The organism is Hydrogenophaga sp. (genome assembly GCF_019635465.1).
Taxonomy (GTDB): Bacteria; Pseudomonadota; Gammaproteobacteria; order Burkholderiales; family Burkholderiaceae_C; genus Hydrogenophaga.
This window is the reverse complement of sequence record NZ_JAHBZK010000010.1, coordinates 13,950-32,860: the sequence shown is the minus strand read 5'-3', so window position 1 is coordinate 32,860 and position 18,911 is coordinate 13,950. Positions and strand designations below refer to the sequence as shown.

The 18,911-nt window shown below is 67.7% G+C and carries 20 protein-coding genes; 9 read left to right on the top strand and 11 right to left on the bottom strand.

Translation table 11 applies throughout. The annotated features are described in order from the left end of the window. Positions 1-70: 70 nt before the first annotated feature. A complete protein-coding gene (purM, locus tag KF871_RS10650; RefSeq protein WP_291141804.1) occupies positions 71-1,102 on the top strand; it encodes a phosphoribosylformylglycinamidine cyclo-ligase in 1,032 nt (343 codons plus the stop codon). Between the two features lie 30 nt (positions 1,103-1,132). Here purM and KF871_RS10645 read toward each other — a convergent pair whose 3' ends face one another. The 3 genes from KF871_RS10645 to murJ are packed head-to-tail and all read right to left on the bottom strand — an operon-like array spanning position 1,133 to position 4,217. Beyond that, entirely contained in the window at positions 1,133-1,762 is a 630-nt protein-coding gene (locus tag KF871_RS10645) for an NAD-dependent epimerase/dehydratase family protein (protein ID WP_291142166.1), read from the bottom strand. Beyond that, complete coding sequence (locus KF871_RS10640; RefSeq protein ID WP_291141801.1) at positions 1,762-2,622, bottom strand: tetratricopeptide repeat protein; 861 nt, start codon at positions 2,620-2,622, stop codon at positions 1,762-1,764. The genes KF871_RS10645 and KF871_RS10640 overlap by 1 nt, the downstream gene beginning before the upstream one ends. A 29-nt stretch (positions 2,623-2,651) precedes the next feature. Beyond that, positions 2,652-4,217 (bottom strand): murein biosynthesis integral membrane protein MurJ, encoded by a 1,566-nt coding sequence (gene murJ / locus KF871_RS10635; RefSeq protein ID WP_291141798.1) that lies wholly within the window; start codon positions 4,215-4,217, stop codon positions 2,652-2,654. Positions 4,218-4,336: 119 nt separating this feature from the next. Between murJ and rpsT the strand changes: the two genes are divergently transcribed. Beyond that, entirely contained in the window at positions 4,337-4,633 is a 297-nt protein-coding gene (gene rpsT / locus KF871_RS10630; RefSeq protein WP_070397575.1) for a 30S ribosomal protein S20, read from the top strand. Between the two features lie 139 nt (positions 4,634-4,772). Here the strand turns inward: rpsT and KF871_RS10625 are convergent, their stop codons facing one another. After that, positions 4,773-5,090: a DUF3579 domain-containing protein gene (locus KF871_RS10625; RefSeq protein ID WP_291141793.1), complete on the bottom strand. Its 318-nt coding sequence runs from the start codon at positions 5,088-5,090 to the stop codon at positions 4,773-4,775. A gap of 270 nt (positions 5,091-5,360) precedes the next feature. Between KF871_RS10625 and KF871_RS10620 the strand changes: the two genes are divergently transcribed. The 7 genes from KF871_RS10620 (at position 5,361) to kynA (ending at position 11,635) form a co-directional block, all read left to right on the top strand. Beyond that, complete coding sequence (locus tag KF871_RS10620; RefSeq protein WP_291141790.1) at positions 5,361-6,560, top strand: aspartate aminotransferase family protein; 1,200 nt, start codon at positions 5,361-5,363, stop codon at positions 6,558-6,560. Beyond that, positions 6,557-7,516, top strand: a complete 960-nt coding sequence (gene argF / locus KF871_RS10615) for an ornithine carbamoyltransferase (RefSeq protein WP_291141787.1) — start codon at positions 6,557-6,559, stop codon at positions 7,514-7,516. The genes KF871_RS10620 and argF overlap by 4 nt, the downstream gene beginning before the upstream one ends. A 35-nt stretch (positions 7,517-7,551) precedes the next feature. Beyond that, entirely contained in the window at positions 7,552-8,484 is a 933-nt protein-coding gene (locus tag KF871_RS10610; protein WP_291141784.1) for a class I SAM-dependent methyltransferase, read from the top strand. Beyond that, positions 8,481-8,798 carry a YkgJ family cysteine cluster protein gene (locus KF871_RS10605; protein ID WP_291141781.1) on the top strand — a complete coding sequence of 106 codons (318 nt, stop codon included), beginning with the start codon at positions 8,481-8,483 and terminating at the stop codon, positions 8,796-8,798. Before KF871_RS10610 ends, KF871_RS10605 begins: the two co-directional genes overlap by 4 nt. A gap of 79 nt (positions 8,799-8,877) precedes the next feature. Beyond that, positions 8,878-9,507 carry an arylformamidase gene (gene kynB, locus KF871_RS10600; protein ID WP_291141778.1) on the top strand — a complete coding sequence of 210 codons (630 nt, stop codon included), beginning with the start codon at positions 8,878-8,880 and terminating at the stop codon, positions 9,505-9,507. Beyond that, positions 9,504-10,784 carry a kynureninase gene (gene kynU / locus KF871_RS10595; protein WP_291141776.1) on the top strand — a complete coding sequence of 427 codons (1,281 nt, stop codon included), beginning with the start codon at positions 9,504-9,506 and terminating at the stop codon, positions 10,782-10,784. Before kynB ends, kynU begins: the two co-directional genes overlap by 4 nt. 2 nt (positions 10,785-10,786) lie before the next feature. Beyond that, on the top strand, positions 10,787-11,635 hold the full coding sequence (kynA, locus tag KF871_RS10590; protein ID WP_291141774.1) for a tryptophan 2,3-dioxygenase: 849 nt from the start codon (positions 10,787-10,789) through the stop codon (positions 11,633-11,635). Positions 11,636-11,651: 16 nt separating this feature from the next. On the opposite strand, the gene KF871_RS10585 is transcribed toward kynA, so the two are convergent. The 7 genes from KF871_RS10585 to KF871_RS10555 all read right to left on the bottom strand — a co-directional run bounded on the left by KF871_RS10585 (position 11,652) and on the right by KF871_RS10555 (position 18,825). After that, positions 11,652-12,257: a hypothetical protein gene (locus tag KF871_RS10585; protein WP_291141771.1), complete on the bottom strand. Its 606-nt coding sequence runs from the start codon at positions 12,255-12,257 to the stop codon at positions 11,652-11,654. A gap of 232 nt (positions 12,258-12,489) precedes the next feature. Then, positions 12,490-13,473 carry a tripartite tricarboxylate transporter substrate binding protein gene (locus KF871_RS10580; RefSeq protein ID WP_291141769.1) on the bottom strand — a complete coding sequence of 328 codons (984 nt, stop codon included), beginning with the start codon at positions 13,471-13,473 and terminating at the stop codon, positions 12,490-12,492. 33 nt (positions 13,474-13,506) lie between these two features. Continuing rightward, positions 13,507-14,700, bottom strand: a complete 1,194-nt coding sequence (locus tag KF871_RS10575; RefSeq protein ID WP_291141767.1) for an FAD-dependent monooxygenase — start codon at positions 14,698-14,700, stop codon at positions 13,507-13,509. Positions 14,701-14,742: 42 nt separating this feature from the next. Continuing rightward, the gene (locus KF871_RS10570) at positions 14,743-15,795 is read right to left on the bottom strand and encodes a VWA domain-containing protein (protein WP_291142163.1); all 1,053 of its coding nucleotides are present in this window, start codon (positions 15,793-15,795) and stop codon (positions 14,743-14,745) included. An 11-nt stretch (positions 15,796-15,806) separates the two neighbouring features. After that, entirely contained in the window at positions 15,807-16,871 is a 1,065-nt protein-coding gene (locus KF871_RS10565; protein WP_291141765.1) for a DUF58 domain-containing protein, read from the bottom strand. Positions 16,872-16,882: 11 nt separating this feature from the next. Continuing rightward, entirely contained in the window at positions 16,883-17,884 is a 1,002-nt protein-coding gene (locus tag KF871_RS10560) for a MoxR family ATPase (protein WP_291141762.1), read from the bottom strand. Positions 17,885-17,904: 20 nt separating this feature from the next. Further along, positions 17,905-18,825, bottom strand: coding sequence for a trypsin-like peptidase domain-containing protein (locus KF871_RS10555; protein WP_291141760.1), 921 nt, complete (start codon positions 18,823-18,825; stop codon positions 17,905-17,907). Between the last annotated feature and the right edge of the window lie 86 nt (positions 18,826-18,911).

Sequence of the window (18,911 nt, the reverse complement as noted above, 5' to 3'; positions counted from 1 at the left end):
TTCCTGCACTTCCCCGCACTTTTCCCGCCCCCTTCTCTGCCCCTGTTGCCGGTTGCGCCGGCCCCGCCCCATGAGCACCACCCCCCTGTCCTACAAAGACGCCGGCGTTGACATCGACGCTGGCGACGCCCTGGTCGAGCGCATCAAGCCGCTGGCAAAGAAAACCATGCGCGAGGGTGTGCTGGCGGGCATCGGCGGCTTCGGCGCCCTGTTCGAGGTACCCAAGCGCTACCAGGAGCCGGTGCTGGTCAGCGGCACCGACGGTGTGGGCACCAAGCTCAAGCTGGCCTTCGAATGGAACATGCACGACACCGTCGGCATCGATCTGGTGGCCATGAGCGTCAACGACGTGCTGGTCCAGGGGGCCGAGCCGCTGTTCTTCCTCGACTACTTCGCCTGCGGCAAGCTGCATGTCGACACGGCCGCGGCCGTGGTGGGCGGCATTGCCAAGGGCTGCGAGCTCTCCGGCTGCGCGCTCATCGGCGGCGAGACCGCCGAGATGCCGGGCATGTACCCCGACGGCGAATACGACCTGGCGGGCTTTTGCGTGGGCGCGGTCGAAAAATCCAGGATCCTGACCGGCCGCGACGTCGCCGAGGGCGATGTGGTCCTGGGCCTGGCCTCGCACGGGGTGCATTCCAACGGTTTTTCGCTGGTGCGCAAATGCATCGAGCGCGCGGGCGCGAACCTGCCCGCCACGCTGGACGGCATGCCGTTTCGCGAAGCAGTGATGAAGCCGACCCGCCTGTACGTGAAGAACGTGCTGACGGCGCTGGCCCAGCACCCGATCAAGGCGCTGGCCCACATCACCGGCGGCGGCCTGCTCGAGAACATCCCCCGTGTGCTGCCCGATGCGCTGGCCGCACACCTCACCAAGGGCAGCTGGCCGCAAAGCGAGCTGTTCGGCTGGCTGCAAGCCACGGCGGGCATCGACGACGTCGAGATGAACCGCACCTTCAACAACGGCATTGGCATGGTGTTGGTGATTGCCGCCGATCAGGCCGAGGCCTGTGCTGCCACCCTGCGCAGCCTGGGCGAGACGGTGCATGCCATTGGTCGCATTGCGCCCCGGGGCAGCGGCGCCGCCGTCACTGTGGGCTGAACCCGCGCGGCGCGACCTCAGACCTTCACGTCAGACCATCGCCTCGGGCATCACCAGGCGCAGCCCGGGCGTGCCATCGAGCACGCCCTGCAGCAAGGCCTGGGCGATGGCCTCGGGCGGCACCAGGCGGTAGCGCCGGGGCAGCACCGGCCCGAGCCAGCGCGTCAGCGCGATACCCACGCGCTCCGCCGGGCGCGACTCCACCCGCTCGCCTCCGATCAGGCCTGGGCGCACCAGCGTCAACGAAGGGTAGCCCAGCGCCAGCAGATCGCGCTCGACCTCGCCCTTGGTGCGCGAATAGAAGACCCGCGACTGCAGATCGGCCCCCAGCGCCGAATTGAACGCATAGGCCTGCGCGCCGTGGCGCTGCGCCAGTTGCGCCACCAGCAAGGGGTAGTCGTGGTCCACGCGATGAAAAGCCGCGCGCGAGCCGGCGGTCTTCATGGTGGTGCCGATGGTGCAGATCACGCCTTGCACCGCCCACCACTCGGCCAGCTCGGGCAAACGCTCGTAGTCAACCTGCGGATTGAGCAGCTTGGGGTGGCTGGGCAGCGCACGCCGCGTGGGCGCCACCACCTGGGTCACCTGCGGGTGCGCCAGCGCCTGGCGTAGCGCATGACTGCCCACCAGCCCGGTGGCCCCGGCGATCAGCAGCCGCATCATGAATTGAGCGCTCGGCGCAACTCCTGCAGGCGGCGCTCGATGGTTTCGCGCTCCAGCGCGTCGTCGGTGTGATCGACAAAGGTCTCCAGGTCGAGCACCGCCTGGCGCACGTCCCCGGCGCCCGCCCAGGCCAGACCGCGGTCGCGGTACTCGACCCAGGCTTCGGGCATCAGCACGATCAGGCGGTCCTGCACCGCAACCAGGCGCGTCCAGTCTTCCTGTGTGCGGTGGATCTCCTTGAGGTTGCGCAGCATGCGCGCGAGGATCTCGCGCGGCTGGGCCGCCTGCAGGTACAGCCCCACCGGCACGTCGAAATCGTCGACCAGGCCGTTGCGCCGCTTGTAGGGCTCCAGCCGCTCCGACAAGTCTTCGCGGCTGAGCGACTGGCCCGAGAACGGGTCGATCACCACCTGCCCGTTCGGCAGGTTCACCTTGATCATGAAATGGCCCGGGAAGTTGACACCCCTGGCCTTGAGCCCCAGCCCCTGAGCCAGTTCCAGCCACAGCACGGCCAGCGTGATGGGAATGCCGCGCCGGGTGAGCAACACGGCGTTCAGATAGCTGTTGTCGGGGTCGTAGTAGTTGTTGACGTTGCCGCCAAACCCCATGTCGCGGAAGAAGAACTGGTTGAGCACCCGCAATCGCTGCAGCGCACCGGCATCCGTCGGGCAACGCCGTCTGACCCGCGCCAGCATCTGGTCGACGTCGCCCAGCACCTGCTGCACGTCCAGATCGGGGTACTCGTCCTGTGCAATCGCCACCGCCGCCTCGAACAAAGGCAAGGCGTCGTCGTCGCGAACCAGGGACGCGAAGTAGCCCAGAGGGGTGGGAGCGCTGAAGTCGAGGCTGTAGGCCATGGCGTTGGGCGGCACGGGCCGCGCGGCGCCTATTGTCGGACGAACTGGCGCAAGTTCAAGCCCGAAACCACCAAGGCGCCGAAGTACAGCGCCGCCGCAGCCACCACGCTGACAGCCAAAAGGCCGACCCGGGTCAAGGCGCCACCGCCAAAAGCCACCCAGTTGATCTGGTTGGTGAGCCAGGTCAGCAGCACGGCCAGCAAGGCGCTCGCCGCCAGGACCTGCAGCAGGAACCGTGTCCAGCCCGGCGCCGGGCGATAGGCACCCCGCCGCCTCAAGCCCACCAGGAGCAGCGTGGCATTGACCAAAGCCCCCAGGCCGATCGCCAGTGCCAGACCAGCATGAGCCAGGTGAGGCACCAGCACCAGATTGAGCACCTGGGTCAGCACCAGCACACCGATGGCGATCTTCACGGGCGTGCGAATGTCCTGGCACGCATAAAACCCCGGCGCCAGCACCTTGATGGCGATGAGGCCGATCAGGCCAGTGCCATAACCCATGAGGGCCAGCGCCGTCTGGCGGACGTCGCCCGCACCGAATTTGCCGTACTGGTACAGCACCGCCACCAGGGGTTGGGCAAAGGTCAGCAACGCCACCGCACACGGCACGGCCAGCAGCACCACCAGCCGCAGACCCCAGTCGAGCAAGGCGCTGTAGCGATCGCTGTCGCTGGCGGCCTGGGCCGCAGCCAGTTGCGGCAGCAGCACCACACCCAGCGCTACGCCCAGCAAGGCGGTGGGAAACTCCATCAAACGGTCGGCATAGGTAAGCCAGCTCACACTGCCCACCGCCAGGTGGGACGCAATCTGGGTGTTGATCAGCAGCGAGAGCTGGGCCACGCTCACGCCCAGCAAAGCCGGCCCCATCAGCGTGGTGACCCGGCGTGTGCCCGGGTGCGCCCAGGCCGCCTTCAGCGCCGCCCAGCTCAAACCCACCCGTGGCCACAGGCCGATGCGTCGCAGCGCCGGCACCTGCACGCCCAGCTGCAGCAGGCCACCCAGCATGACCCCGCCCGCCATGGCGTACATCGGCTCGATGCCCAGCGAGGCGAACCAGGGCGCGCCAAACCATGCCGCGGCAATCATGGCCACGTTGAGCAGGACCGGGGTGGCCGCGGGCACGGCAAAGCGCTTCCAAGTGTTGAGGATGCCCGCCGCCAGAGCCACGAAAGACATGAAGCCGATGTAGGGGAACATCCAGCGCGTCATGACCACCGCGGCCTCGAAACCCTGGGGCGACTGCTGCAGGCCTGCCGCCATCGCATACACCAGCACCGGCGCACCCAGCACACCCAACACGCAGGTGACCAAAAGCGCCCACGCCAGCACGGTCGCGATCTGGTCGATCAGAGCCTTGGTGGCTTCGTCGCCCTCCTTTTCGCGGGTGCCGGCCAGCACTGGCACGAAGGCCTGGCTGAAGGCACCTTCGGCAAACAGGCGTCGCAGCAGGTTGGGGATGCGAAAGGCGACGTTGAAGGCGTCGGTGAGTGCGCTGGCGCCGAAAGTGGCCGCCACCAGCAACTCGCGCACCAAGCCGGTGATGCGTGAAGCCAGCGTCAGCAGCGACACCAGGGAGGCGGATTTGAACAGCGACACGGGGGCGAGTGTAAGCGCGCCCTAACCCCGTTCAGCGACCCAGCCCGATGCCAAAGATGGTCCGGGCTATAATCGCGGGCTTTGCTGGCAACATCCACAAACACCGAAGGAACACCACCATGGCCACCAAGCCGAAGAAAAAGAACCCCCGCCTGGCGTCCGGTCGCAAACGCGCCCGCCAGGACGTCAAACTCAACGCCGCCAACAGCTCGCTGCGTTCCAAGTACCGCACCGCGGTGAAGAACGTCGAGAAGGCCGTCGTCGCTGGCGACAAAGCCAAGGCCACCGAGCTGTTCGCCAAGATGCAAGCCGTTGTCGACACGATCGCCGACAAGGGCATCTTCCACAAGAACAAGGCCGCTCGCGACAAGAGCCGCCTGTCCGCAAAGGTCAAGGGCCTGGCTGCCGCAGCCTGAGCCCACACCTCAGCCGCCCGGGCCCGCACAGGGCCTGCCGTTTGAATCGGGTGCGCTGCCAGCAAAGCAGAAAAGCCGTCGCAAGACGGCTTTTTTGTTGCCCCGACGGTCAGGGGCCGTCCACGCAAAGTGATCAGGTTCAGCGCTTGGGTGGCTCAGGGAGCAGGCAGGCGTCCGCCACCTGCAGTTCGTTGTCGCGCGCGAAGTTCATGCAGAAATCCCAGGCCATGGGCTCTGCCTCGCGCAGGTCGCTGTGCACCACCACGCACTTGATGCCGTTGATGACGTTGGGCACGCACCAGGGCGAGTAGCTCAGGTGGCTGCCCGGGGTCGAGCCGCCGGGGCGAAAGCCACTCATCACGCCCGCCAGACGTTCGGCCCAGTCGCTCGGGCGGAACGTGCGTCCATCGCGGGTGATGCCCTGGATGAAGACTTGCTTGGGCGGGGTTGCTGCCATCGGGTGGAGGGTAAGCCGGAAGGTCACCGGCCTGTGCAGGAATCGGACCACCTCGCTGCCGGGATCGCCGGGCGGGGGCGCGAGAATTCTATCTTATATAAGACTGGTGGATACCCTGAGTCCCTCCCACCCCACTCGGCGGCGATCGCTCTGATGCCTTCTTGTCATCGGTGGCATACACAACGTGTGCCTACAATCGCGCTTCAGCGGCTCCCCTGATCCCAGGCGTTGAGCCGATTTCTTTTTCTGGCCCGCTTCCGGAGTCTTTGCATGAACGCCGCGCTCAAGCCCGTCGCCTCACCCCACGTGATGAACACCTACGGCCGCGTGCCGATCGCGCTGTCGCACGGGCGAGGATGCCGGGTCTGGGACATCAACGGCAAGGAATACCTCGACGGGCTGGCCGGCATCGCCGTCAACACGCTGGGCCACGCCCACCCCAAGCTGGTGCCCGCGCTGCAGGACCAGATCGCCAAGCTCATCCACTGCAGCAACTACTACCACGTGCCCGACCAGGAACGCCTGGCGCAGATGCTGGTGGAGCGCTCGGGCATGACCAACGTCTTTTTCTGCAGCACCGGGCTGGAAGCCAACGAGGCGGCGCTCAAGCTGGCGCGCAAGTACGGGCACGACAAAGGCATTGAACGCCCCGAGATCGTGGTCTATGAAAAGGCCTTCCACGGCCGCTCGATCGCCACCCTGTCGGCCACCGGCAACCCCAAGGTGCAGGCCGGCTTCGGCCCGCTGGTCGAGGGCTTCGTGCGCGTGCCGGTCAACGACATCGAAACCCTGAAGCAGGCCACCGCCAACAACCCGAACGTGGTCGCCGTGTTCTTCGAGACCATCCAGGGCGAAGGCGGCGTCAACCCGATGCGCGCGCAATACCTCAAGGACGTGCGCGCCCTGTGCGATGAGCGCGACTGGCTGCTCATGATCGACGAGGTTCAATGCGGCATGGGCCGCACCGGCAAGTGGTTCGCCCACCAGTGGGCGGGCATCGTGCCCGACGTGATGCCGTTGGCCAAAGGTCTGGGCTCGGGCGTGACCATCGGCGCCGTGGTGGCCGGCCCCAAGGCCGCCAATATCTTCCAGCCGGGCAACCACGGCACCACCTTTGGCGGCAATCCGCTGTCCATGCGCGCGGGCGTCGAGACCATCCGCATCATGGAAGAAGACGGTCTGCTGGCCAATGCCGCGCGCGTGGGCAAGCACCTGCGCGAGGCGCTTGAAAAGGGCCTCGCCGGCCAGGCCGGCCTGAAGGAAATCCGCGGCCAAGGCCTGATGATCGGCATCGAGCTGACCAAGCCCTGTGGCGTGCTGGTGCAGCGTGCGGCCGACGCCGGGCTGCTGCTGTCGGTCACTGCCGACAGCGTGGTGCGCCTGGTGCCGCCACTCATCATCACCACCGAAGAAGCCGACGAACTCGTGGGCATCCTGCTGCCGCTGATCACCGCCTTCCTCGCCGAATGACCGCGCCCATGAGCATCCGCCACTACCTGCAGTTCAAGGACCTGAGCGCCGACGAATACGCCCATCTGTTCGCGCGCGCTGCCTTCATCAAACGCAAGTTCAAGGCGGTCGAAAAGTACCAACCCTTTGCGGACCCCGACCGCACGCTGGCGCTGATCTTCGAGAAGGCCAGCACGCGCACCCGGGTGAGTTTCGAGGCCGGCATGTACCAGATGGGCGGCTCGGTGGTGCACCTGACCACGGGCGACAGCCAGCTCGGCCGCGCCGAGCCGATCGAGGACAGCGCACGGGTGATCAGCCGCATGGTCGATCTGGTGATGATCCGCACCTACGAGCAGGCCAAGATCGAGGCCTTCGCCGCGCATTCGCGCGTGCCCGTCATCAACGGTCTGACAAACGAGTTCCACCCCTGCCAGATCCTGGCCGACCTGTTCACCCTGGTGGAGCACCGCCCCGCCGCCAGCGGCCAACCGCTGGACGCGATCCGCGGCAAGGTGGTGGCCTGGGTGGGCGATGGCAACAACATGGCCAACACCTGGCTGCAGGCGGCCGAGTTGCTCGGGTTCACGGTGCACGTGAGCACCCCCAGTGGCTACGAGGTGAACCCCGAGCTGGCCGGCATCAGCGACCGCAACTGCTTCAAGGTGTTCAAGGACCCGCGCGAAGCCTGTGCCGACGCCGATCTGGTCACCACCGACGTGTGGACCAGCATGGGTTTCGAGGCCGAGAACGAGGTGCGCCGCGCCGCCTTTGCGCAGTGGTGCGTGGACGAGGCCATGATGCAACTGGCCAGGCCGGACGCACTCTTCATGCATTGCCTGCCCGCGCACCGCGGGGAGGAAGTCTCGGCCGAAGTCATCGACGGGCCGCAGAGCGTGGTGTGGGACGAGGCCGAGAACCGCATGCACGCGCAGAAAGCCTTGATGGAGTTCCTGCTGCTGGGGCGCCTCGCCTGAGCCACTGGCGCGGCGCCACCGCGCCGCGCCCGACCATGCAAGCCTTGCTCGACGCGATCGCGCGCATCGAAACCGGCAGCGAACCACGCCGCGTCTTCCACGGCCGTGGCGGGCTGCATCCGGGGTGCGAACACTGGGCGCTGGACGCCTACCCCCCGGTCTGGCTGCTCACGAGCTTCAAGCCGGTGGACGACGCGGACCTGGCCCGCGTGCACGACGCACTCGCGCACCGCTGGGCCGAGGTCGCCCCGGGCGAAACCTTGAACTGGGTGTTCCAGTGCCGCCACGAAGGCCGCACCGACACCCGCCTGATGGCCGGCAGCGTGCCCGAGCCGCATGTGGTCAACGAGCGGGGCGCACGCTTGCGCGTGCATGTGCTGCGCGGCCAGAACCATGGGCTCTTTCTCGACATGGCCGAGGGTCGCCAATGGGTGCGCGAGCACGCCACCGGGTGCAAGGTGCTCAACCTGTTTGCCTACACCGGTGCGTTCTCGGTGGTGGCCTTGCAAGGCGGTGCGCGGCAGGTGGTCAATGTGGACATGAGCGCTGGCGCCATAGCCATCGCGCAACAGAACCATGCGCTCAACGGTTTGAGCGCCGGCGCCGGTTTTCTGGCGCACGACATCTTCAAGACCTGGGGTCGCATCACGCGCAGCGGGCCCTACGGACTGGTCATCGTGGACCCACCGAGCTACCAGAAGGGCAGCTTCGTCGCAACCAAGGACTACCCACGCCTGATGCGCCGCCTGCCCGATCTGCTGGTGCCCGGTGGTCGCTTGCTGTTGTGCCTCAATGCGCCCGAGCTGACGCCCGCGTTCCTGCAGGACACCATGCGTGAGGCAGCGCCCGAGCTGGTGTTCGAGCAGCGCCTGGCCAACCCCGACGCCTTTGCCGATGCCCTGCCCGATCGCGCCCTGAAGGCACTCGTGTATCGCGCGCCCGCGCTCGTGAAGGAGACGGCCCCGTGAGCGCCTGCACCGACTGTGGCGCCTGCTGCGCCAGCTTCCGGGTCGATTTTTCGGTCCACGAAACGGAGGACATGGGCGGTTGCGTGCCCGGCGGGCTGGTGGTCGAGGTCAATGCGAGCATCGCGCGCATGCGCGGCACCGACCACGCCCCGCCGCGCTGCGCGGCCCTCACCGGCCGCGTGGGCCAGCGGGTGGCCTGCGGCATCTACGAGTGGCGGCCCTCGCCGTGTCGCGAGTTTGAAGAGGGCAGCGACGCCTGCGACCGCGCCCGGGCGCGCCACGGCCTGGGGCCGATCGGTCCGGTCGTCAAATAGTTCAGACCTGAAGTTTTTGATCGGGTGTTGGCATTAACCGACACCGCGGGTATTTTTGCGGTGCTACCTTCGCCGCGCCATGAAAAAGCTCTGGGACATTTCCCCCCCCGTGCATGCGGGCGCACCGGTCTTTCCGGGCGACACCGCGTACAGCCAGCAGTGGGTGGCCAGCATCGGACCGGGCTGCCCGGTCAACGTCAGCGCCATCACGCTCTCGCCACACGTGGGCGCGCACGCCGATGCGCCGCTGCACTACGACCCCGCAGGCCTGCCGATCGGTGACGTCGCACTCGACGCCTTCATCGGGCCTTGCCGGGTCGTGCACGCCATTGGTGTGGGCGCGCTGGTCAGGCCAGAGCACCTCGCGCACGCTCTCCACGATTTGCCCCCTCGCGTGCTGGTGCGCACCTATCCACACATGCCACAGGCCGCGTTCGACAACGACCTGCCGGCCTTTGCGCCCGAGACCGTCGAGCTGCTGGCCGATCGCGGCGTGGTGCTGATCGGCATCGACAGCGCCAGCATCGACCCCGCCAGCAGCAAGACGCTCGACAGCCACCAGGTGATCCGTCGACGCGGCCTGCGCGTGCTGGAAAACCTGCTGCTCGACGACATCCCCGAAGGCGACTACGAGCTGATCGCCCTGCCCTTGAAACTGACCACGGCCGACGCCTCGCCCGTGCGTGCCATCCTGCGATCCCTGACATGAACCTGGACCTCGACCATTGCCGCGCGCTCGACGCGCAAGATCCCTTGCGCAGCCTGCGCGATCAGTTCGACATCCCTGCCGACACCATCTACCTCGATGGCAACTCGCTGGGCGTCATGCCGCGCAGCGCGCCTGCGCGCGTGGCCGAGGTGGTGACGCAGGAATGGGGCCGCGACCTGATTCGCAGCTGGAACACCGCCGGCTGGTTCGAGATGCCGCGCAAGGTGGGCGACCAGATCGCGCAACTGATTGGCGCTGCGCCCGGTACCACGGTGGCCACCGACAGCACCAGCATCAACCTGTTCAAGGTGCTCAGCGCCGCGCTCAACATCAGCGCACGCCGCAGTCCGGGCCGCTGGCGCATCCTCAGCGAGCGCAGCAACTTCCCCACCGACCTCTACATCGCCGAGGCCCTGTGCAAGGACAAGGGATGGGAACTGGTGCTGGTCGAGCCCGAGGAAATTCCGCAGGCCCTGCAGGACGAAAAGCTCGCCATCGTCATGCTCACCCATGTGAACTACCGCACCGGCGCCATGCACGACATGACCAGCGTGACGAAGGCGGTGCACGACGCGGGCGCACTGATGGTCTGGGACCTGGCCCACAGCGCTGGCGCCGTGCCGGTGGACCTCACCGGGGCGGACGCCGACTTCGCGGTGGGCTGTGGCTACAAGTACCTCAACGGCGGGCCCGGTGCGCCGGCCTTCGTGTGGGTGCATCCACGTCATGCGGACCAGTGCTGGCAGCCCCTGGCCGGCTGGTGGGGACACGAGCGCCCGTTCGCCTTCACACCCGACTACCAGCCCGCCGGCGGCATCGTGCGCTACCAGTGCGGCACGCAACCCATGATCAGCCTGGCCGCGCTCGAGTGCGGCGTACAGACCGTGCTGGCGGTCGGTCCGCTCGGCGGTATGGCCGCGCTGCGTGCCAAGTCGCTGGCGCTCACAGACCTCTTCATCCAGCTGGTCGAGGCACGCTGCGCCGGTCAAGGCCTGTCATTGGTGACACCGCGCGAGCACGCACAACGCGGTTCGCAGGTCTGCCTGGCCAGGGCAGAAGGCGCCTACGCCATCGTGCAGGCCCTGATCGCGCGCGGTGTCATCGGCGACTACCGCGCGGGCGATGGCCAGCACCACGCCGACATCCTGCGATTCGGTTTCACGCCGCTCTATCTGGGCTTCGAAGACGTCTGGCATGCGGTCGAGCACCTGCGTCAGGTGCTGGCGTCTGGCGAGTGGCAGCGCCCGGAGTTCAACCAGCAACACGCGGTGACCTGACCATGGACGAGAACCAACGCCCCGAAGACGTGGTGCGCGAAGAGCGTGCCCAGCTCGATTTCAGCCGCGACATGAGCTATGGCGACTACCTGCAGCTCGACGCCATCCTGAGTGCGCAAAAGCCCTTGTCGCCCGCGCACGACGAGATGCTCTTCATCGTGCAGCACCAGACCAGCGAACTGTGGATGAAGCTGATGCTGCACGAGCTGCGCGCCGCCATTGCACACGTGGCACGCGACGAACTGCAACCGGCCTTCAAGATGCTCGCGCGCGTGAGCCGCATCATGGAGCAGCTGGTGCATGCCTGGGATGTGCTCGCGACCATGACGCCGCCCGAGTACTCTGCGCTGCGTCCGTACCTCGCGCGTTCAAGCGGCTTCCAGAGTCACCAATACCGCTGCATCGAATTTGCAATGGGCAACAAGAACGCCGCGATGCTGCAGCCCCACGCGCACCACCCCGATCGCATGCAAGCCGTGCGCGCGGCGTACGAATCGCCCTCGCTGTACGACGAGTGCCTGCGGTTGCTGTCACGCCGCGGCTTGCCGGTGCCCGAGAGCCATACCGAGCGCGACTGGACCCAGGCCTACGAGGCCAGCGACGCCGTCGAGCAGGCCTGGTTGCAGGTGTACCGCGCGCCGCAGCAGCACTGGGACCTGTACCAGCTGGGCGAAGAACTCACCGATCTGGAAGACGCCTTCCGGCTCTGGCGCTTCCGCCATGTGACGACGGTGGAACGCGTGATCGGCTTCAAGCGCGGCACCGGTGGCACGGGCGGCGTGAGCTACCTGCGCAAGATGCTCGACGTGGTGCTGTTCCCCGAGATCTGGCGACTGCGCACCGACCTCTGATCGACTCGTCGGCGTTCTACCCAGCGTTACCTGCGTCGCCGCGACGCCCGGCTTCGTAGCGCTGTTTCACGCGGTTGAATTCGGCCTCGCCCAGGCCCGCGCGCAGCTCCACCATCAATGGCCGAACCCAACGCGCGGCGGCCTCCGCGCCGATCAGGTCGGACAAGGTAACCCATGCCGTGGCCAGCCTGCCGTAGGCCAGCACACGTTCACCGAGTTGCACATGCACGGCAGCGGCCTGGCTGGCGCAGGCCAGGTAGGCCATGGGGTCGCGCACGTCGAGTGCCCCTTCGCTCGCGTGTTCCAGACGTTGCAAGGCATCGCTCAGGTGGCCAAGGTCCAGCGCGATGCGCGCGCCCAGCAGTCCGCGCTGTGCCGCCGCTGCACCGCTGGCCGGTACCAGCCGGCACAGTCCCAGCCACAGGGCTTCCGCGCGTTGCGTATCGTGCCCAACGAGGGCGGCACTTGCGGCCAGGCGTGCCTCCTGCGCATCGGCCAGCAGGCCTTGCGCCGACAGCAAGCCGGCCGCGCGCAGAAAGCCGGCCACGGCCGCATCCACGTCCTTGGCCTCCAGGGCAAATCGGGCCTGCGTGAGCAAGGTGAGCGACACGTCGTTGGGCACGTTCGGCCCAGCACCGACCGGGTGATGGATAGGTGGCGGAACGGTGTCGTCTTGGTCTGGCACTTGCTGCTCCCGAAACCCGTTGCCAGCGAGCGAGCGCTACCTTAGCGCCTTGACGTGCCGCTGCCATGGCATCAAGCGCCCAACCACCCCACACCTGAGGGATAGCGCCAACCAATGCCCCACAAAAAAACCCCGGTCAGACCGGGGCTCGCAGACAGTGGGGCGTGCGTCAGCTAGGCCGGATGTTGTTGCGCCGGATGACCTCGGCCATGGCGTCGGTGTCTTGCTTGATGCGACGCGCCAGTCCTTCGGGCGAGGTGCCCGCCACCGACCAGCCCTGATTGAGGATGCGCTCACGGATTTCGGGTCGGCGCACGATCTCGGTGAGCAAGCCGGACAGGCGTTGCACATGGGCCTTGGGCATGCTGTTGGGCGCGGCCACGGCGTTCCAGATCTCGAGTGCGAAGTCTTTCAGACCGGCTTCGGCCAGACTGGGCACTTCGGGCACCACGCCACTGCGGCCAGCCGAGGTCACGCCAATGGCGCGCAACTTGCCACCACGCACTTGCGCCATGGCCAGGCCGGGCGGCAGCAGCGACATCTGGATCTGCCCGCCAATCATGGCGGTGATGACTTGCGGATTGCCCGGGTAGGGCACGTGCACCGCCTGCAGGCCGGCGCGGCTCTTGAGCAGCTCCATGCCCAGGTGGGCCACGGTGCCGATGCCCGGCGTGCCGTAGTTCCATTGCGAGCCCGCGGCCTTGGCCGCGTCGAGGAAGGCGCGGCCATCGGCCGGTGCGCTCAAGGGCGCCGTCAGGATCATGGGCGCCACCGCCAGCAAGGACACCGGGGTGAGATCGGTCAGCGGGTCGTATGGCGTGGCCGGGTTGAGGATCTTGGCGATGGTCATGTTGCCGTTGATCATCAAACCGATGGTGTGGTTGTCGTCGGCGCGCGCCACCTGGGCGGCGGCGATGTTGCCGCCGGCGCCAGGCCGGTTCTCGATCACCACCGGCTGACCCAGCGCCTGCTGAAGCGGCTCGGCAATGGTGCGGGCCATCAGGTCGGGCGAGGAGCCACCGGGGAAGCCCACCACGATCTTCAGCGGCCGCTCGGGCCAGGTGCCTTGCGCCAGCGCAGGCATCACGGTGGCGGCGGCCAGGGCGGCGCCGCTGGCAAGGGCGTGGCGGCGGTTCATCGGGGGCAGGGTCATGGCATGTCTCCAGACATTGAATTGTTGAATGGCTCAGGGCGTTCCCGGGCCGCGGTACAGCCAGGCATTGTCCATCAGACGCTCGCCCAGCAACGCCATGGCGGCATTGCGCGCCCAGCGCAACGGGCCTCTCGCGTGGAACACGACGCCGTTGCGGCGCGAGCGACTTTGCACCTTGGCGTTGCGCGCCCAACGCAAGGCGGCGTAACGCGCCAAACGCTGAGGCCAGTCCGGTGTTGCAGGGTCGGCCACCAAGCGGCCCAGCACCCATGCGTCCTCCAGCGCCATGGCCGCCCCTTGCGCGAGATAGGGGCGCATGGGATGTGCCGCGTCGCCGAGCAAGGCGATGCGCTCGCTCGCCATGGCGTGCGGCCCATTCAGCGGTGCGCGATCGTGCAGCACCCAGCGTGTCCAGGTGGACACCGCATCGAGCCAGGCCGACAGCGCCGGATGCACCGAGCCCAAGGCCACCTGCAACTCGATGCCCGCGGCGGGCTCGGACCAGCTCTGCGCGTTCAGCGCGGCCGGGGCGCGCCCACTCGCCACCGCCACCACATTGAAGGCTTCACCGCGCCGCACCGGGTAGTGCACCACGTGCAGGTGCGGCCCCAGCCAGACCTGCACGCGCGGCGTGCGCAAGGCCTCGGGCAAGGCGCCGGCTGGAATCAGCCCACGGTAGGCGATGTGCCCGGTGGCTTGCGGCGGCAAGGTGTCGGCCACGGCGTGGCGCACGCGACTCCAGAGACCGTCGGCGCCCACCACCGCGCTGGCAATCAGGGTCTCGCCGGTGTCGAGCGCGACCTTGACCGTGTCGCTGCGCTCGGTCACGCCCGCCACGCGGGTGGCCAGGTGCCACTGAATGCCCGTCTGCACCTGAGCCGCGTGCAACAGCAAGGCATGCAGATCGGCGCGGTGCAAACAGGCATACGGTTGTCCGTGGCGCTGAACGATGTCGCTGCCGAGTCGCAGGTGCCCCAGCTCGCGACCGTCAGCCGCATCGCGCACGCACAAATCCTCGGGCCAGGCAGCCACCGCGTCGAGTGCGTCGCGCAGGCCCCAGTCGGCCAGCACTCGCACTGCGTTGGGACCCAGTTGGAGGCCGGCCCCGACCTCGCCAAATGCCTGGGCTTGCTCGACCACCATGCTCGGAACGCCCTGGCGCGCGAGCGCGATCGTCGCGCCCAGGCCACCAATGCCTCCCCCCGCCACCAAAACGTGTTGACTCATGCGCCGATGGTATCGGCGCGGTGGTTCACCCTCAGGGCCGGTTCACAGAATGCGGTTGAACCACAGCAACGACAGCGCGGCGGCACACAGCGTGAGCACCGAGGCCACCAGCGCCAGCAGGCCGGCGAGCTCGGTCTCCTTCTTCTCGACCGTGAGCTTGCTGCTCAGTGACTGATAAACCTGCTTGAGGTTCTCGGCCGTGCCGGCGTAGTAGTACTCGCCCTTGGTGGTGCGCGCCACGTCCTTGAGCGTGTCCTCATCGAGCCGCACGCGCATGGACCAGCCTTCGAAGCCGATGATCTCGCCCTCCACCGTGCCCACGCCCACGGTGTAGACCCGCACGCCGCGATCGGCCGCCATCTTGGCCGCTTCGGCCGTATCGACACCCGTGGTGCGCTGGCCGTCGGTGAGCAAGATGATGGCCGCCGAGCCGTAGGAGCCGGCCTCGACCGGTTTGAAGGGCTTTTCCTCCTCGCGCGGCTGATCCAGCGAACGCCCCCGCGGCGCGAACGGGTCGGGGTTGCGGCTGTAGGTCATGTCGCTGAGGCTGATGCGCTGCTCGGGGAACAGCTCCGACAAGGCCACCACGATCGCGCTGCCGATGGCCGTGGCGCGCTGCAGCTGGAACTTGTCGATGGCCGCGTTGAGGTCTTCACGGCTGAGGGTGACGGGCTGCACCACCTGCGCCGCGCCGGCAAAGGCCACGATGCCCACCTTCACGTGACGCGGCAGGTCGGCCAGAAAGGCCTTGGCCGCGTTCTGCGAGGCCACCAGGCGGTTGGGTTGCACGTCTTCGGCGCGCATGCTGCCCGACACATCCATGGCCAGGATGATGGTCTGCTGGGTGGACGGCAGCGTGATCACCGCCATCGGACGCGCCGCGGCCAGCAGCATGGCGGCAAAGGCCAGCAACAGCAGCAACGGTGGCACGTGCCGACGCCAGCCCACACTGCGGCCCATGGCTTCGCGCACCAGCGACAGGTTGGCATAGCGCAACGCCGTGCGTTTGCGACGGCTCAGCAGCCACACGTACAGCAGCACCAGCAGCGGCAAGGCCAGCAACAGCCACAGGAACTGCGGCCACAGAAAGGTCACGGGCACTGCGGTCATGCGCGGGCTCCTTCACGTTGGCGCCGGGGCAGTTGCGTGGGCACCGGGCGTGCGCCCGGGTTGTGCCGCACGCGCTGCTTGCGCATGTCCACGAAGCGCAGCACGGCGTCTGCGAGGTCGTCGTCGGTGGCCAGCTCCAGCGTGTCGACGCCGGCGCGCGCCAGGCTGTCGCGCAACTGCGCTTCGCGCTGCGCAGCGATGCGCGCAAAGCGCTGGCGAAAGCCGCGGTCGTGCGTGTCCACCATCAGCTGCTCGCCGGTCTCAGCGTCGCGGATCGGGATCAGCCCGAGGTCGGGCAGCTCAAGTTCGAGCGGGTCGATCAGCCGCACCGCCACCACGTCGTGACGCCGGGCCAGCTCGCCCAGCGGTTGCTCCCAGCCAGGCTGGCTGATGAAGTCGGACACCACGAACACGGTGCTGCGCTGGCGCACGCTGAATTGCGCGCTGCGCAGCAGGTCACCCAGCCGGGTGGCGCCTTCGCCCTTGCCCTCGCCCTTGCCCTCGCCTCCGGATGCCTGCGCGTGCGCCGCAGGCGGCTGCATCACCATCTGCATGAGCTGCAACACCTGGGTGCGTCCACCGCGCGCCGGCAGCACCGCCTCCACCCGCGCGCGGCCACGCGAGCCGTAGACCATGGCCCCCACCCGATTGCCATGGCGAGCAATGAGCCGCGCCAGCACCGCGGTGAACTGCAGCAGCAGCTCGCTCTTGCGCTGGTCACCGGAGCCGAAGTCCACCGACGGACTGAGGTCGAGCAGGAACCACGCGGCCATCTCGCGGTCCTCGGTGAACACGCGCACATGCGGCTGCTGAAGGCGAGCGGTGACGTTCCAGTCGATGTGGCGCACGTCGTCGTGCAACTGGTACTCGCGCAGATCGGCCAGATCGAGCCCGGTGCCGCGCAGCAAGGTCTTGTGATCGCCCTGCAGCAAACCGTCGAGGCGGCGCAGCACGGTCCACTCCAGTCGGCGCAGCAGGGCTTCCGCGCGCTGCACGGTGGGCGCGCCCGCGGCAGCGACGCTCTGTGGGTCGTCCCGTTTGCCGAACAGCCGCGCGAACATCTGTGGCTCCCTCAGGCCGCGCGCTTCTCGGCCTCCAGCGGCCGTGCCGGTGGCGGAACCTGCTTCATGATGCGTGCGATCAAGGCATCGCTGGTCAGGCCTTCGGACATCCCTTCGTAGGACAGCACCACACGGTGGCGCAACACGTCGGGCACCAGATCGACCATGTCCTCAGGCAGGGCGTAGCTGCGTCCGCGCAGCATGGCCAGGGCACGCGCGCCTTCGACGAGGCCGATGGTGGCGCGCGGGCTGGCGCCAAAGGTAATGAGTCGGCCCATGTCTTTCAGGCCGTGCTTGTCGGGCGTGCGCGTGGCCGACACCAGCTTCACCGCGTACTGCACCAGCGAGGGGTCGACGTAGACCTCGCGACACAGCGCCTGCAAGCCAGCCAGTTGCTCGGTGGTGGCCACCGCGTTCACCTGGATGGCCGGTCCGGTGACGCGTTCGACGATGACGTATTCCTCTTCGTCGCTCGGGTAGTCGACCATCACCTTCATCATGAAGCGATCGACCTGTGCCTCGGGCAGCGGGTAAGTGCCTTCGGTCTCGATCGGGTTCTGCGTGGCCATCACCAGAAAAGGCTTGGGCACCTTGTGCGTTTCGCCGGCAATCGTCACCTGCCGCTCCTGCATCACTTCCAGCAGTGCACTTTGCACCTTGGCCGGTGCGCGGTTGATCTCATCGGCCAGCAGCAGGTTGGCAAACACCGGGCCCAGCGAGGTGCTGAAGTCGCCCGTCTTCTGGTTGTAGATGCGCGTGCCAACCAGGTCGGCCGGCACCAGGTCGGGCGTGAACTGGATGCGCTTGAAGCGCCCGTGCACCACATCGGCCAGCGTCTTGACCGTCAGCGTCTTGGCCAGGCCCGGCACGCCCTCGACGAGCAAGTGGCCCTGCGCCAGCATGGCCACCATGACGCGCTCCAGAAAGCGGTCCTGACCAACCACCACGCGTTTGACCTCGTAGAGGATCTGCTCCATGAGCTGGGCGGTCTCGGGGGCGTTGGATTCGCTCATCGAATACTCCGGGTGAAAACTCAGAACGGGGGCAATCCGGCAGCGGCCGCGGCGCTTTCGATCGGCACTGCAAAACCGATGCCAACGAAGGTGCGTGCGCTGGTGGGGTTGAGGATGCCGGTGACGATGCCGATCACCTCGCCATCCATGGTGACCAGTGGCCCGCCGGAGTTGCCTGGGTTGGCCGCTGCGTCGAACTGGATCAGGTTGCCGATGACCTGCTTGCCCTCGGGCGACTTGAACTCGCGATCGAAGCCCGAGATCACGCCCGCGGACACCGACGGCCCGATGCCGAACGGGAACCCCACCGCCACCACGCCGTCGCCAGCCACCAGGTCTTGCGTCGAACGCATGGTGGCCGCAGGCAGGTCGTCGGGGATGGTGTGGGCCTGCAGCACGGCCAGATCGTTCTCGGGCTTGGCGCCGGTCACGCTGGCGGCGGATTCGCTGCCGTCGTAGAAGGTGATCTTGAGCCGGTCGGCGCCGTTGACCACGTGCAGGTTGGTCAGGATGACGCCCTTGTCGACGATCACCACGCCGGTGCCCACACCCTGTTCGACCTCTTTGCCCTTCTCGTCCTTGCCGTAGGACAGCACGCGCACCACCGACGGCATGATCTTGTCGGCCGCCATGGCCGAGGGCGACGGCAGGCTCTGCGTGGTCAGGGTGCGCAGCACCGCGGCGTCGATGTCCTTTTGCGTGAGGGCCGCCGCGCGGCTGTGCTGCAGTTGCCAGGCCGTGGCGATCAGCGCTGCCGACAACAGCGCCACCGCCATCCACAACAGCCGCTGCTGCGTGAACTGGCGCGCCACGGCGGCTCGCCAGCGGCGGGGTGGCCGCGCGGCGGGTGCATCACTGCTCACCGTCTCGGCGCCTTCGGCGGGTTCGGCAATGGGCCGGGCCGTGCGCCTTGACGGGCTGTACTTCGCTGACTGGCGCATGGCGACCCCCGAAGAAACACTGCCCGATGCGCCCGTCGCTCTGGCGGCGGCGGGCTGAGGCACATGATGCCCGGATACCCCGCCCC

Bases quoted from the DNA above. Each gene is read 5' to 3' on its own strand.
- KF871_RS10575 (WP_291141767.1), bottom strand. From the start codon at position 14,700: ATGAGTCAACACGTTTTGGTGGCGGGGGGAGGCATTGGTGGCCTGGGC.
- KF871_RS10610 (WP_291141784.1), top strand. From the start codon at position 7,552: ATGCAAGCCTTGCTCGACGCGATCGCGCGCATCGAAACCGGCAGCGAA.
- purM (WP_291141804.1), top strand. From the start codon at position 71: ATGAGCACCACCCCCCTGTCCTACAAAGACGCCGGCGTTGACATCGAC.
- kynA (WP_291141774.1), top strand. From the start codon at position 10,787: ATGGACGAGAACCAACGCCCCGAAGACGTGGTGCGCGAAGAGCGTGCC.
- argF (WP_291141787.1), top strand. From the start codon at position 6,557: ATGACCGCGCCCATGAGCATCCGCCACTACCTGCAGTTCAAGGACCTG.
- KF871_RS10645 (WP_291142166.1), bottom strand. From the start codon at position 1,762: ATGCGGCTGCTGATCGCCGGGGCCACCGGGCTGGTGGGCAGTCATGCG.
- KF871_RS10625 (WP_291141793.1), bottom strand. From the start codon at position 5,090: ATGGCAGCAACCCCGCCCAAGCAAGTCTTCATCCAGGGCATCACCCGC.
- kynB (WP_291141778.1), top strand. From the start codon at position 8,878: ATGAAAAAGCTCTGGGACATTTCCCCCCCCGTGCATGCGGGCGCACCG.
- kynU (WP_291141776.1), top strand. From the start codon at position 9,504: ATGAACCTGGACCTCGACCATTGCCGCGCGCTCGACGCGCAAGATCCC.
- KF871_RS10640 (WP_291141801.1), bottom strand. From the start codon at position 2,622: ATGGCCTACAGCCTCGACTTCAGCGCTCCCACCCCTCTGGGCTACTTC.
- KF871_RS10555 (WP_291141760.1), bottom strand. From the start codon at position 18,825: ATGCGCCAGTCAGCGAAGTACAGCCCGTCAAGGCGCACGGCCCGGCCC.
- KF871_RS10560 (WP_291141762.1), bottom strand. From the start codon at position 17,884: ATGAGCGAATCCAACGCCCCCGAGACCGCCCAGCTCATGGAGCAGATC.
- KF871_RS10620 (WP_291141790.1), top strand. From the start codon at position 5,361: ATGAACGCCGCGCTCAAGCCCGTCGCCTCACCCCACGTGATGAACACC.
- KF871_RS10565 (WP_291141765.1), bottom strand. From the start codon at position 16,871: ATGTTCGCGCGGCTGTTCGGCAAACGGGACGACCCACAGAGCGTCGCT.
- KF871_RS10580 (WP_291141769.1), bottom strand. From the start codon at position 13,473: ATGACCCTGCCCCCGATGAACCGCCGCCACGCCCTTGCCAGCGGCGCC.
- rpsT (WP_070397575.1), top strand. From the start codon at position 4,337: ATGGCCACCAAGCCGAAGAAAAAGAACCCCCGCCTGGCGTCCGGTCGC.